The organism is Phenylobacterium sp. (assembly GCF_036402295.1).
Classification (GTDB): Bacteria; Pseudomonadota; Alphaproteobacteria; order Caulobacterales; family Caulobacteraceae; genus Phenylobacterium.
This window is the reverse complement of the sequence record NZ_DASWTE010000199.1, coordinates 1-12,369: the sequence shown is the minus strand read 5'-3', so window position 1 is coordinate 12,369 and position 12,369 is coordinate 1. Positions and strand designations below refer to the sequence as shown.

Below are 12,369 nucleotides of genomic sequence, written 5' to 3'. Positions count from 1 at the left end.
ATGATCGTCCCGACGGTGGTGTTCGTCAGGTTCGTGGCGTCGAGCGTGAACTCGAACTCGTGCACGAACGCGCCGAGGTCGTCGGTGATCGTGGCCCCGAAGCCTTCCGACCCGTTCAGGTTCAGGTCGCCCGAGTCGATGATATCGAAGCTGGTGGCGGCGGCGGCCGGCGAGGCCGCGGCAATCGACATGGCCGCGGCCATGCACGCAAATATCGCTCTCACAGAGGTACTCCCAAGCCCGGCCCCCACGGCCGGCTGACCCGAACCAAGCGGTGGCCGCGCGATCCGGTTCCATCTTCACCAGGTTGTTGCGGAGAATTAGGACGACTGTGGCGCGCGCGCCGCGCGAAATATCCGCGTGCGTGTCGTGAGGCCGGCGGGTCATTCGTCCTCGGAATACGAAGAGCCCGGAGAGACCTCCCGATGAGCCCCACCATCACCGCCTTCAAGACCTCGCCCGACCGCGGCCGGGGACTGGCGCGCGACATGCGGGTTCGCTGGGCGCTGGAAGAAGTCGGCCAGCCCTACGAGGTCCGCCTGCTCTCGTTCGGCGAGATGAAGGAGCCCGCGCACCTGGCGCTGCATCCGTTCGGGCAGATCCCCACCTATGAGGACGGCGACCTCGCCCTCTTCGAGTCGGGCGCCATCGTGCTCCACATCGCCCAGCGTCACGCCGGCCTGCTGCCGGACGATGCGAACGCCCGGGCCCGCGCGATCACCTGGATGTTCGCCGCGCTGAGCACGGTGGAGCCGCCGATCGTCGAGTACGGGATGGCCACGATCCTGGAACGCGACAAGCCCTGGTACGCGGCCCGCCAGCCGATGCTCGAGGATCGCGTGCGCACACGGCTGGACGAACTTTCCCGCCGCCTCGGCGACGCCGAGTGGCTCGACGGCGCCTTCAGCGCCGGCGACCTGATGATGGTGACGGTGCTGCGCCGACTGGAGGGGGCCGGTGTGCTGGAGGCCTATCCGAGCCTCTCCGCCTATGTCGCCCGCGGCCAGGCGCGGCCCGCCTACCAGCGCGCCTTCGCCGACCAGCTGGCGGTCTTCACCGCCGCATCGAGCGGCTGAAAGCGGCCGGGCTCAGTCGGCGGACGAAAGCCCGGTGATCCGGATGTAGTAGCCGTCGGGGTCCACGACCCGGAAGTCGGTCAGCCCCCAGGGCTGTCTCACCAGGGTCGACACGCTCCCCTCGCCGCTGTCGCGAGCGCGCGCATGAAGTGAAGCAACGTCGCCGACCATGACAACCAGCTCCACACCCCGCCCCAGCGCGTCACCAGGATCGGGCCGAGCCGGGTGATCTTCCGGCAGCCGGGCCACGTCGCTGAGCCCCAGCACCGCGCCCTCACGCCCGACCGAGTTGTAGCCGCCCGGCGCCTGGCGCAGGACCTCGAAGCCCAGGACGTCACGGTAGAACGCGATGGAGCGGGCGACGTCGGCGACGAACAACTCCGCCCGCAGACCCGTCCGCGTCGTCTCCCGATCGAATTCCGAAACCTCGCCCATCGTCGCCACATGGGCGACGCGGCGGGGCTCGACAAGACGTGACGGGTGCTGGCCGACGGGGTCTATTGGAACTCGGGGACAGGTTGTCCCGTCCCCTTGAGACACAAGCCACGTCGGCTTGGCCCCGGCGTGCCGCCCCGGGCTCTCAGGGACGTTGGAAAGGTCGGCTCCGGGACAGGCAGACCAGCTACACCGTGACCTGCGCGCCCATCTCGACCACGCGGCCCGGCGGGATCTTGTAGAAGTCGGTCGGGTTGGCCGCGTTCTTCATCAGGAAGATGAACAGCTTGTCCTGCCAGAGCGGCATGCCGGACTGGGCGGACGCCACCACCGAGCGGCGGCCTAGGAAGAAGCTGGTGGCCATGATGTCGAACTTCAGACCCAACTTGCGGCACAGCCCCAGCGCCTTCGGCAGATTCGGACTCTCCATGAAGCCGTAGGAGACGATCACCTTCTTGAAGTCGTCGCTCACGGGCTCGATCCGCACCCGCTCATCCTCCTTCACCCGGGGCGTCTCGGCGGTCTGCACCGTCAGGATGATGTTCTTCTCGTGCAACACCTTGTTGTGCTTGATGTTGTGCATCAGGGCGACCGGTGCGGTCTCGGGGTCCGAGGTGAGGAAGAAGGCCGTGCCAGCCGCGCGATGCGGGCCACGCGACTTCAGGATGTCGGCCAATTCGGCCAGCGGAAGGCTGTCGCGGCGGGCCTTGTCCGTGAGGATCTGCGCGCCGCGCGTCCAGGTCCACATGATCAGCATGATGGCGGCGCCGAAGGCGAGCGGGAACCAGCCGCCTTGCGGAATCCTCAGGACGTTCGCGCCCAGGAAGAACAGATCGATGGCGATCAGCGGGACGACGAACAGCAGCGTGGTCGAGCGCCGCCACTTCCAGTGGTGCCGCGCCACGACGTAGGCGAGCAGCATGGTGATGACCATCGTGCCGGTCACGGCGATGCCGTAGGCCGCGGCCAGGTTGGAGGAGTTGCGGAAGATCACGAGCAGCGCCAGCACGCCGACCAGCAGCATCGTGTTGACTTGGGGCACGTAGATCTGGCCCGCGACCGTCTCGCTGGTGCGACGGATGTCGATCCTCGGCAGGAGACCGAGCTGCACGGCCGACTGCGTCACCGAATACGCGCCTGTGATCACGGCCTGTGAAGCGATCACCGTGGCCATGATCGTCAGCAGGAGGACCGGCCAGTAAATGACCTCGGGGATCATCAGGTAGAAGGGGTTGGCCTGGGTCTCCGGATGGAGCAGCACCAGCGCGCCCTGGCCCAGGTAGTTCAGCATGAGGCAGGGGAAGGCCACGCAGAGCCAGGCCGTGCGGATCGGCGCCTTCCCGAAGTGGCCGATATCCGCGTAGAGGGCCTCGGCGCCGGTCACCACCAGGAAGACGCTGCCCATGATCGCGAAGCCGACGAGGCCGTTGTTGATCAACAGGTGGACGCCATAATAGGGGCTCAGGCCCAGCAGGATCGAAGGCTCCTGGACGATGTAGTAGACGCCCAGGCCGGCCAGGACCGCGAACCAGACCACCGTGATCGGACCGAAATAGCGACCCACGCTGGCCGTGCCCCGCGACTGGACCATGAACAACGCGATGAGGATCACGGCGGCGATCGGCAGGACATAGGGCTCGAAGATGTGCCCGATGCCGGGCGCGTCCTTCAGGCCCTCGGCGGCCGAGAGCACCGAGATGGCCGGGGTGATCAGGCCGTCGCCGTAGAACAGCGCGGCCCCGCAGATGCCGAGGATGAAGACGAACCGCGAGCGCCGGATGAAGCTGGCGTGCTGCGCGAAATGCGTCCCCATGGCGCGCTGGGCCAGCGCCATGAGCGCGAGCGTGCCGCCTTCGCCCTTGTTGTCGGCGCGCATGATGAAGGTGACGTACTTGACGGTCACGACCAGGATCAGGGCCCAGAATACCAATGACACAACCCCGAGCACCGCCATCTCGGTGGCGCCGCCCTTGGTGTGCGCGAGCGCCTCGCGCATCGCGTAGAGCGGGCTGGTCCCGATGTCGCCGAAAACCACGCCCACGGATCCCAGGGTCAGGGCCCAGAACGAGTCCCTGTGCGGCGGAGAGGCCGGGGGCGCATCCGCTTCGGTGATAGGCATGGGTGACCGGACTCCCGCTCAGTGGCCGGCGGTGCTTCTGTCCCGGAATGACATAAGAATCCTATGTGGTTGTGGGCCGGCCCGGCCCTTCCGCTCTTGCGCTCAGACACTCAAGCGCCTTCCTTTCCTGGCGTCTTCCCAGGTGAACCGCACCATGAGCCTCGCCGAAGCCACCTCCCTCGCCGAGCGGCCACAGCGGAGCGGGCCGTGGGCGCCCTATGGCCTGTCGATCGCCTTCGTGGGCGTCGCAAGCCTGCTCGCGGTGGCGGTGGACCGGCAGATCGCCATCCCGAACGTCTCGCTGATCTTCGTCCTTCCCGTCGTCGTGACGGCCATTCGCTACGGATGGGGGCCGGCGCTAGCCGCCGCGGTCGCCGGCGTCGTGGCCTACAACTTCTTGCTGATCGAGCCGCGCTATACCTTCCGCGTCGCCGATCCGGCCAACGTCTGGGCCCTGGCGCTCCTGCTGATCACCGCGGCGGCGGTCAGCGCCGTGGCCGCGCAGTCCCGCCGCCGCGCGCTGCAGGCGTGGGAGGCGGTGGCCCAGAGCTCGGCCTTGCAGGCGATGGCGCGCTCCCTGGTCGCGGCGCGCGACTCCAAGGCGATCGCGCGCGCCTGCGCCGAAACCCTCGCGCGGGTCTTCGAAGCGCCCGCGGTCGTCTTTGTGGCGGACGGGGATGACCTGCGCCTGACCGCCCGCGCCGGCGGGGCGAGGGTGACGGCCGCCGACGAGGAGGCCGCGGCATGGGTCCTCGCGGCGCGGCTCCCGACCCGCGGGGGCGCCTATCCGAACGACAGCTGCGCCTATGATTTCTGGCCGATTCAGACGCCGCGACGCCAGAGGGCGGTGATCGGCGTGCAGATTTCCGAGCGGGATCAAGGCCGGCCCGAGAATCCCGAGCGCTTCGCCGATACGGTCGCCGGCTACCTGGCGGTCGCGCTCGATCGGGAAGCGAATGCGCGCGCGGCCGTCCAAAGCCAGGTCGCCGTGGCGAGCGAGCGACTGAAGAGCGACCTGCTGGCCGCCGTTTCCCACGACCTGAAGACGCCGCTTTCCACCATCCTGGTAACCCTGCAAAGCCTGCGGACGTTCGGCGACGCCCACGACGCGCGCACCCGCTCGGAGCTGCTGACCTCCGCGGAGGCCGAGGCCTCACGGCTCAGCGGCATGGTCGCCAACCTCCTCGACATGAACCGGCTGGAGGCCGGAGCCCTGCCGGTGCGCACGGCCGCGGCGGCGCCCGGGGAACTGGTCGCCCGCGCGATCGAGCGCGCCACCTTTGCGCTTTCGGACCGCAAGGTGGTCAACGAGGTTGGCGACGACCGCGGAGCCCTGATGGTCGACGGCTCGCTGTTCGAGACGGCGCTCGTCAACGTCCTCGAGAACGCAGCCAAGTACTCGCCGCCGGGTTCGACCATCCACATCCGCGCCGGCGAGAACCGGCGTACTGGCTGGATCGAGGTCCTCGACGAGGGCCCCGGCTTCCCAGGGCCCATCGAGCCCCTGTTCGAGAGATTCACGCGTGGCGTGACGGGCGACGGACGCCCGCCTGGGACGGGCCTGGGCCTGACCATCGCGCGCGGCTTCCTCGAAGCTCAGGGCGGCCGCATCGGCGCGGCGAACCGCACGGACGGCCCCGGCGCCATCGTACGCCTCGTCGCGCCGCTCGCCTCCGGGCTGGTGGAGGCATGACTGAAGCGGCTGATCCGGCGACCGTCCTGGTGGTGGAGGATGATCGATCCTTGAGTGCGGCGCTGGCCGCGACCCTGAAGGCGGCCGGCTACCGGCCGGTCTCGGCCGGCTCAGCCGCGGAGGGACTCCGCTGGTTCGCGCACTATGCGCCCGACCTGGTTCTGCTCGACCTGGGCCTGCCCGACCGGGACGGCCTCTCGGTGATCCGAGAGATCCGTCAGCGCAGCCCGACGCCCATCGTGGTGCTCTCGGCGCGCAACGCCGAGGCGGCCAAGGTGGAGGCGCTGGACCTCGGCGCCGACGACTACGTCGCCAAGCCGTTCGGGGTGGAGGAGCTCCTGGCCCGCGTGCGGGCGGGACTGCGCCACGGGGTGCAGGTGCGGGGCTCGACGCCGGCCGTGCGGGTTGGGGACGTGGAGATCGATCTCGGCCTGCGGACCGTCAAGCGGCGCGGGGAGCCCGTGAAGCTCACGCCCAAGGAATACGACGTGCTTTGCGAGTTGGCCCTGAACGGCGGTCGCGCCGTGTCCCACGGACAGCTGCTCCGCGCGGTCTGGGGTAGCGAGAAGGCGGACGTGCAGTACCTGCGCGTCTATGTCGGCTACCTCCGCCACAAGCTGGGCGAGACCCTGTTCGAATCGGTGCCAAGGGTCGGCTACCGTCTGGTCATCGACTGAGGGGAGGCGTCGAACGTCGGGCGTCCGGCGTGGTCCTCCTGGCGCAAAGCAGCCCCTACCCCTCCAGCTTCCCCACCAGCTTCCCAACCGTGTTCCAGTTGCGCCCCGTCCCGCGCACCCTGAGCTTCCGCTCGATCGTGGCCCCCGACAGCTTCGAGGTCCCCGAGCCTTCCGGGTAGCAGAGGTAGAGGCACCCCGGTCCCACCGCGATCTCCTCGCCGAACCCGCAGAAGGGCTTGAGGTCGGCCAGATCGCCGTCCACCTCCCCGCGCAGGAAGTAGGCGATGAAGGTCGAGGGGCGTTCCTTCGCGAAGTCCGGAAACGGGTTCTGCGCCATCACCGTCTTCAGCTGCTCGGCGTCGCGCACCAGCACGTCGGTCCTGAAGCCGAACCGCTGCTCGATCCCGGCTTCGAACCGCCGCTCGATCTCCGCCGGCTGCAGGTCCGAGCCCACGATGGCGTTGCCGCTGGCCAGCAGGGTCTGCGGGTCGTCGAACCCCGCCTGCGCGAGCATCTCGCGCACCTCGCCCATCGGCAGCGATCCCTTGCCGCCCACGTTCACCGCCCGCATCAGCGCCGCATAGCGCTTCATTATTTAGACGCCGCTTCCCACTCGAGGAACTCCGGCTGCTCCAGCAGGCGGGCGTTGTATTCGCCGCAGCGGCCGTCGTCGCCGTAGTCCGACAGCTTCACCCCGTACGTCCGGAACCGCGTCGCCACCGGCGTGTAGAAGGCGTCGGCGACCGACCAGTCGCCGGCCAGGAACGGCCCGCCGAACCGGCCGAGCATCTCGCTCCACAGCGTCACGATCCGGCGCACGTTGGCCTGCGTCGCCGGCGACAGCTCCACCGGTTTCGGCTCGGCCTCCAACGCCATCGGGCACTCGCCGCGCAGCGAAGCGAATCCCGAGTGCATCTCGGCCGCCGCCGCCCGCGCCAGCGCGCGGGCCGCCGAATCCTTCGGCCACAGCATGGGCGCCTTCTCGGCCGCGTATTCGCAGATCGCCAGCGAATCCACGATCGTCAGGTCGCCGTCCTTCAGGCACGGCACCAGGCCCGACGGCGAATGTTGCCGGATCGCCGCCTCGCTCATGTTGTTCTCCTGGCGAAGCTCGACGAGCACCTCCTCGAAGGGCAGGCCGGCCCGCTTCAGCGCCAGCCAGGGCCGCATCGACCACGTCGACCACCGCTTCGTGCCGATCACCAATTGCATCGCCGACTCCATGCTGCGGAACTGAAACACTTGAACTATTGCGGCCCGGGGCCGGGCGCCATCTAGTCGAAGCCAATTACAAGAACACAGCTGCTGAGGAACCCGCCCAAGATGACCGAAGCCGTCGATCCCGGCGTCGCGACAGCGGCCGCCCCAGGTGCGACTTCCGCCGCCGGCTCCCAGGCGCCGCCCTTCTCCAAGGGTTACACCAGCTACGTCATGTGGCTGCTGCTCGGCATCTACATCATCAACTTCCTCGACCGCCAGGTGCTGAACATCCTGATCGAGGACATCAAGCTCGAGCTGAAGCTCACCGACACCCAGATGGGTCTCCTGGGCGGCCTGGCCTTTGCGATCTTCTACACGGTCCTGGGCATCCCCATCGCCCGCCTGGCCGAGCGCAAGAACCGAGCGGTGATCATCGGCTCGTCGGTGGCGGTCTGGAGCGGCTTCACCGCGCTCTGCGCCACGGCGGGCAACTTCTGGCAGCTCATCCTCTACCGGATCGGCGTCGGCGTCGGCGAGGCCGGCTGCACGCCGCCCGCCCACTCGCTGATCGTCGACTATGTGCCCAAGGAGAAGCGCGCCTCGGCGCTCGCCTTCTATTCGATGGGCACGCCCATCGGCAGCCTGATCGGCCTGATCATGGGCGGGCTGGTGGCCGACGCCTACGGCTGGCGCGCCGCCTTCCTGGTGGCCGGCGTTCCGGGCCTGCTCTTCGCCGCCCTGGCCGTCTTCACCCTGAAGGAGCCCCGCGCCCGCATCGCCCGCCACGCCGCCCAGGTCCAGGCCGCCAGCGCCACCTTCGGCGAGACCCTGCGCTACCTGGGCACGAAGAAGACCTTCTGGTTCATCGCCTTCGCCGCCGCCATCAAGGCCTTCATCGGCTACGGCCACGCGCCGTTCACCGCCTCGTTCTTCTTCCGCAACCACACCGAGGAGGTGGCCGAGCTCGCCGCCCTCTTCGGTGGAATCTTCGGCTTCGACCTGCAGTCGCGCGGCTTCGTGGGCCTGGCGCTGGGCATCATGAGCGGCACGGCCGGAACGCTTGGCGCCCTGGCCGGCGGGATGATCGCCGACAGGTTCGGCAAGAACGACCTGCGCGCCTACATGGTGACCCCCGCCATCGCCAGCCTGCTCACCATCCCGATCTATATCCTGGCCGTGACCGTCGGCTCGGCGCCGCTCGCCTTCTGCTTCCTGGCGATCAACGCCTTCCTGGGCACCCTCTGGTACGGCCCGGTCTACGGCACCGGCCAGTCCGTGGTGCCGCCGCACATGCGCGCCACCGCCGCGGCGATCCTGCTCTTCATCATCAACCTGATCGGTCTGGGCCTGGGCCCGCTGGCGGTGGGGGCGCTGTCCGACTTCTCGGCCAACGTGATGCTCACCAACGCCGGCCTCTCGGTGGAGGCCTGCAAGACCGCCGCCGGCGCCGCCAAGGCCACCTGCGCCAGCGCGGTCGGCGAGGGCGTCCGCTACGCCCTGATCACCTCGGCCCTGTTCGGCCTGATCGCCTTCGCCTGCTTCTGGATCGCCCGCAAGACCATCCGCGAGGACAACGTCAGCTAGGCTTGCTCCCCCGTTGGGGAGCTCCCGCGTAGCGGGTGAGGGGGCTTCCGCCGCCCCGCCCCGCGGGCTAGCAACGGCCGCATGTTCGACGGCTACATCCGCGACCACGCCCGCTGGACCCCGCGCGCGCCGGCGGTGCTGACCGCGCAGCGGACGTGGAGCTACGCCGAGTTCGACGCCGACGTCGACCGCTGCGGCGCAGCCCTCGCCGCCCTGGGCTTGCCCGTCGGCGGCGTGGTGGCGGTGGACGTCGCCGACGCCGGGCTGCAGCTCCTCCTGATCGCCGCCCTCGCCCGCCTGGGCGTCGCCTCGTCCCCTGCCGCCGACCCGGCCGCCGACCTCAGGCTCACCGACGACGTCCTGGGGCCCGCCTGGCGCCAGGCCATGGCCGCCGCCGAGCCCCGCCCGCTGCCGACCTTGAGCCTCGACCCGCTCGCCCTGGGCCGCGTCATGCTCTCGTCTGGCGCCACCGGACCGCCGAAGCGCGTCGGCTACACCTGGCGGCGGCTCGAGCACGGCGCCCACCTGTCGCTGCGCGGCTACTGCGCCGGCCAGACCGGCGCCCACGTCCCGCTCGTCGGCCTCGACGCCATGACGGGCCTGACCATGGCCATGTGCGCCTGGGCGGTCGGCGCGCCGGTCACCGAGACCTTCGCGCCCGCGGCGCTGCCGCCCTGGCTCGAGGCCCTGCCCCCCGGCGTGGTCGCCATGACCCCCATGCACCTGCAGCGCCTGCTGGCCGCGCTGCCCGACGGTTTCGAGCCCCGGCCCGGCTGGCGGCTGGTGGTGGGCGGCGCGGCCCTGCCGGCCGGCCTCGCCCGCGAGGCGCGCCTCAGGATCACCCCCGACGTCCGCACCCTCTACGGCTCCACCGAAGGGGGCGACGGCGCGCTGGGTTACGCGGCCGGCCTCGACGACGCCCCCGGCCAGGTGGGCATCACCCCTTCCGGCGCCGTCGTCGCCATCGTGGGCGAGGACGGCCGCCCGCTCCCCGACGGCCAGTCCGGCGAGATCCGCATCCGCGGCGAGCGGGTCATCCCGGGCTACCTCGGCGATCCCGGCGCCACCGCCGAGCGCTTCCAGGACGGCTGGTTCCTCACCCGCGACGTCGGCCGCCGCCTGCCCGACGGCCGCCTCGTGCTGGAAGGCCGCCTCGATGAGCGCATGATCCTCGACGGCGCGAAGTTCATGCCGGGCGTGCTGGAGGCCGCCGCGCTCGCCTGCCCCGGCGTCGTCGACTGCGCCGCCTTCGCCGTCCCCGACGCCGACGGGCTCGACCGCTGCTGGCTGGCCGTCGCCGCGCAAGCCGGCTTCGACCGCGACCGCCTCGCCAACCACCTCGCCGCCTGCCCCGATCTGCCGCCCCGCCGCTTCGCCTGGATCGAGGCGATCCCGCGCGACGCCATGGGCCGGGTGGAGCGCACCGTCCTGCGCGACGCCGTCCTCGCGGCGACAAGGCCCGCCTGATGTTCGACGGCTTCATCCGCGACAAGGCCCACTGGACGCCGCGCGCGCCCGCCGTGGTCCTGCCCTCCGGCCCTATCAGCTACGCCCGCTTCGACGCCGACATCAACCGGCTGGGCGGCCGCCTCGCCGACCTCGGCATAGGCCCCGCCACCGGCGTCGTCGCCATCGCGCTCGAGTCGCCCTACCTGCGCCTCGCCGCCCTCTGCGCCCTCGCCCGCCTGGGCGTCGCCTCGGCCACCGCCGCCGACCCCGGCGCCGACCTCAGGCTCACCGACCGCGTCATCGGCCCCAGCGTGCTGGCCGCCCCGCCCCGCCCGCTGCCCGCCCTCGAGCTCGAGCCCGACGCCATCGGCCGCGTCATGCTCAGTTCCGGCACCACCGCGGTCCCCAAGCGCGTCGGCATGAGCTGGCGGCGCATCGAGATCGGCAACTTCGCCACCCTGCGCACCTACGGCGCCGGCAGGACCGGAACCTACATCCCCATCACCGGCGTCGACACCCTCCTGGGCTTCGGCCAGGCCGTCTGCGCCTGGAGCAGCGGCGGCGCCGTCGCCGCCGGCTTCACCCTGTCCGACCTGCCCGCAGGTCTCGAGACCCTGCCGCCCGGCGTCGTCGGCCTCACGCCGCGCCAGCTCCGCGCGCTCATCGACATCCTGCCCGCCGGCTTCCGCGCCCAGCCGCAGTGGCGCCTCTGCGTCGCCGGCGCGCTGCTGCCGCTGCCCCTGGCGCGCGAGGCGATGGCGCGGCTCACCCCCGACGTGCGCATCATCTACGGCTCCACCGAGTGCAGCCTCATCGCCGTGGGCCATGCCATGGGCCTCGAGGACCACCCCGGCCAGGTCGGCATCACGCCGGCCGGCGCGCGCGTCGAGCTGGTCGACGACCACGGCCGCACCGTCCCCGAGGGCGAGACGGGCGAGATCCGCATCGCCTCAGAGCGCATGACGCTGGGCTACCTCGGCGACCCCGCCGCCACCGCCGAGCGCTTCCGGGACGGCTGGTTCCACACCCGCGACCTCGGCCGCCGGCTGCCCGACGGCCGCCTGGTCCTCGAGGGCCGCGCCGACGACCGCCTCAACCTCATCGGCGGCGCCAAGGTCATGCCCCAGCAGGTCGAGGCCGCCGCCTTCGCCTGCGAAGGGGTCCTCGACTGCGCCGCCTTCGCCGTCCCAGACGCCGCCGACGGCTTCGACCGCTGCTGGCTGGCCGTCGTCGCCGCGCCTGGCTTCGACCGCGACGGCCTGGCCGCCCACCTCGCCCGCCGCCCCGACCTCCCCGCCCCCGGCCTCGCCTGGATCGACGAGATCCCCAGGAACGCCATGGGCAAGGTCGAACGCAGCAAGCTCCGCGACCTCCTCCTGGCCGCCCTCCAGACCTAACGCCGCCACGGCGTCCACCCCGCGGGCGGCGGCGACCACTCGCCCGGCGGCTCGTCCACCGGCCGCCCGGTCTGCGGGTCGGGATGGCTCCCGCGCACGCGGCGCCAGCCGTCCTCGCGCGTCTCCAGCCAGAACGAGCGACAGGTCACCAGCGTCTCCGTCGGCTCCTCTGGCGGCTCCGGCGGCGCCTGCGCCTTGTGCGTCCCGTACTTCAGCGGCGCGAGCTTGCCCGCATACCAGCGCAGGTGCCGCAGCCGCGCGTCCAGCACCCCCGCCGGCAGCGCCCGCCCCTCCGCCATCGCCTCCTCGAACGCCAGCTCCCCCACCCGGTCGGCGTGGATCTCGCGCGCCAGCGCCACCGCGTCGCGCAGCTCCCCGCGCGCCTGCATCCAGCGGTACACCGTCGAGGCCGCCGGCATCGCCGGATCCCGGCAGATCGCCACCAGCCCCTCGCCCAGGCACAGCCGCTCGAAGATCGCGTCGAACGTCGCCTCGCAGAACGGCGACGCCGCCGCCCGGAACGTCCGCCCCGACGCCTGCCGCGCCTCTTCCAACCGCGCCGCGAACCCCGGCCGACCCCGCCCCTTCAGCCACTTCCCCACCGTCTGCTGCGAGGGCATCGCCGGGTCCAGGCACACCGCATACAGGCTCTCCCCCGCCGCCACCCGCGCGACGATCGCGTCCTCCACCTCAGGCCCGTACACCGGCGGCGGCGTCCCCGGCCGCACGGCCCCCTCCC

12 protein-coding genes are annotated in these 12,369 nt (G+C 71.2%); 6 read left to right on the top strand and 6 right to left on the bottom strand.

The window, feature by feature from the left end:
* A partial coding sequence (locus VGD44_RS12620; protein ID WP_331087496.1) for a hypothetical protein occupies positions 1-191 on the bottom strand: 191 nt, incomplete at its 3' end.
* Between the two features lie 234 nt (positions 192-425).
* Between VGD44_RS12620 and VGD44_RS12615 the strand changes: the two genes are divergently transcribed.
* Complete coding sequence (locus VGD44_RS12615; protein ID WP_331087494.1) at positions 426-1,076, top strand: glutathione S-transferase family protein; 651 nt, start codon at positions 426-428, stop codon at positions 1,074-1,076.
* A gap of 12 nt (positions 1,077-1,088) precedes the next feature.
* Here the strand turns inward: VGD44_RS12615 and VGD44_RS12610 are convergent, their stop codons facing one another.
* Both VGD44_RS12610 and VGD44_RS12605 read right to left on the bottom strand, forming a co-directional pair.
* Positions 1,089-1,511: a VOC family protein gene (locus VGD44_RS12610; RefSeq protein ID WP_331087492.1), complete on the bottom strand. Its 423-nt coding sequence runs from the start codon at positions 1,509-1,511 to the stop codon at positions 1,089-1,091.
* Between the two features lie 187 nt (positions 1,512-1,698).
* Positions 1,699-3,630, bottom strand: a complete 1,932-nt coding sequence (locus VGD44_RS12605; protein ID WP_331087490.1) for a potassium transporter Kup — start codon at positions 3,628-3,630, stop codon at positions 1,699-1,701.
* A gap of 154 nt (positions 3,631-3,784) precedes the next feature.
* On the opposite strand from VGD44_RS12605, the gene VGD44_RS12600 reads away from it, so the two are divergent.
* The gene (locus tag VGD44_RS12600) at positions 3,785-5,323 is read left to right on the top strand and encodes a sensor histidine kinase (protein WP_331087488.1); all 1,539 of its coding nucleotides are present in this window, start codon (positions 3,785-3,787) and stop codon (positions 5,321-5,323) included.
* On the top strand, positions 5,320-6,000 hold the full coding sequence (locus tag VGD44_RS12595; RefSeq protein ID WP_331087486.1) for a response regulator transcription factor: 681 nt from the start codon (positions 5,320-5,322) through the stop codon (positions 5,998-6,000). The genes VGD44_RS12600 and VGD44_RS12595 overlap by 4 nt, the downstream gene beginning before the upstream one ends.
* Positions 6,001-6,055: 55 nt before the next feature.
* On the opposite strand, the gene VGD44_RS12590 is transcribed toward VGD44_RS12595, so the two are convergent.
* Complete coding sequence (locus VGD44_RS12590) at positions 6,056-6,592, bottom strand: DUF1697 domain-containing protein (RefSeq protein ID WP_331087484.1); 537 nt, start codon at positions 6,590-6,592, stop codon at positions 6,056-6,058.
* Positions 6,592-7,212, bottom strand: a complete 621-nt coding sequence (locus VGD44_RS12585) for a glutathione S-transferase family protein (RefSeq protein ID WP_331087482.1) — start codon at positions 7,210-7,212, stop codon at positions 6,592-6,594. Before VGD44_RS12585 ends, VGD44_RS12590 begins: the two co-directional genes overlap by 1 nt.
* A 111-nt stretch (positions 7,213-7,323) precedes the next feature.
* Here VGD44_RS12585 and VGD44_RS12580 point away from each other — a divergent pair, with 111 nt between their 5' ends.
* The 3 genes from VGD44_RS12580 to VGD44_RS12570 all read left to right on the top strand — a co-directional run bounded on the left by VGD44_RS12580 (position 7,324) and on the right by VGD44_RS12570 (position 11,630).
* Positions 7,324-8,784 (top strand): MFS transporter, encoded by a 1,461-nt coding sequence (locus VGD44_RS12580; RefSeq protein ID WP_331087479.1) that lies wholly within the window; start codon positions 7,324-7,326, stop codon positions 8,782-8,784.
* A gap of 81 nt (positions 8,785-8,865) precedes the next feature.
* Complete coding sequence (locus VGD44_RS12575) at positions 8,866-10,251, top strand: fatty acid--CoA ligase family protein (RefSeq protein ID WP_331087477.1); 1,386 nt, start codon at positions 8,866-8,868, stop codon at positions 10,249-10,251.
* Positions 10,251-11,630: a class I adenylate-forming enzyme family protein gene (locus VGD44_RS12570; protein ID WP_331087475.1), complete on the top strand. Its 1,380-nt coding sequence runs from the start codon at positions 10,251-10,253 to the stop codon at positions 11,628-11,630. Before VGD44_RS12575 ends, VGD44_RS12570 begins: the two co-directional genes overlap by 1 nt.
* Here VGD44_RS12570 and VGD44_RS12565 read toward each other — a convergent pair.
* Positions 11,627-12,369: hypothetical protein (locus tag VGD44_RS12565; protein ID WP_331087473.1), on the bottom strand; the 743-nt coding region annotated here is incomplete at its 5' end. The genes VGD44_RS12570 and VGD44_RS12565 overlap by 4 nt on opposite strands.

Coding starts and splice junctions, on each gene's coding strand:
- VGD44_RS12615 (WP_331087494.1), top strand. CDS start 426: ATGAGCCCCACCATCACCGCCTTCAAGACCTCGCCCGACCGCGGCCGG.
- VGD44_RS12610 (WP_331087492.1), bottom strand. CDS start 1,511: ATGGGCGAGGTTTCGGAATTCGATCGGGAGACGACGCGGACGGGTCTG.
- VGD44_RS12605 (WP_331087490.1), bottom strand. CDS start 3,630: ATGCCTATCACCGAAGCGGATGCGCCCCCGGCCTCTCCGCCGCACAGG.
- VGD44_RS12600 (WP_331087488.1), top strand. CDS start 3,785: ATGAGCCTCGCCGAAGCCACCTCCCTCGCCGAGCGGCCACAGCGGAGC.
- VGD44_RS12595 (WP_331087486.1), top strand. CDS start 5,320: ATGACTGAAGCGGCTGATCCGGCGACCGTCCTGGTGGTGGAGGATGAT.
- VGD44_RS12590 (WP_331087484.1), bottom strand. CDS start 6,592: ATGAAGCGCTATGCGGCGCTGATGCGGGCGGTGAACGTGGGCGGCAAG.
- VGD44_RS12585 (WP_331087482.1), bottom strand. CDS start 7,212: ATGCAATTGGTGATCGGCACGAAGCGGTGGTCGACGTGGTCGATGCGG.
- VGD44_RS12580 (WP_331087479.1), top strand. CDS start 7,324: ATGACCGAAGCCGTCGATCCCGGCGTCGCGACAGCGGCCGCCCCAGGT.
- VGD44_RS12575 (WP_331087477.1), top strand. CDS start 8,866: ATGTTCGACGGCTACATCCGCGACCACGCCCGCTGGACCCCGCGCGCG.
- VGD44_RS12570 (WP_331087475.1), top strand. CDS start 10,251: ATGTTCGACGGCTTCATCCGCGACAAGGCCCACTGGACGCCGCGCGCG.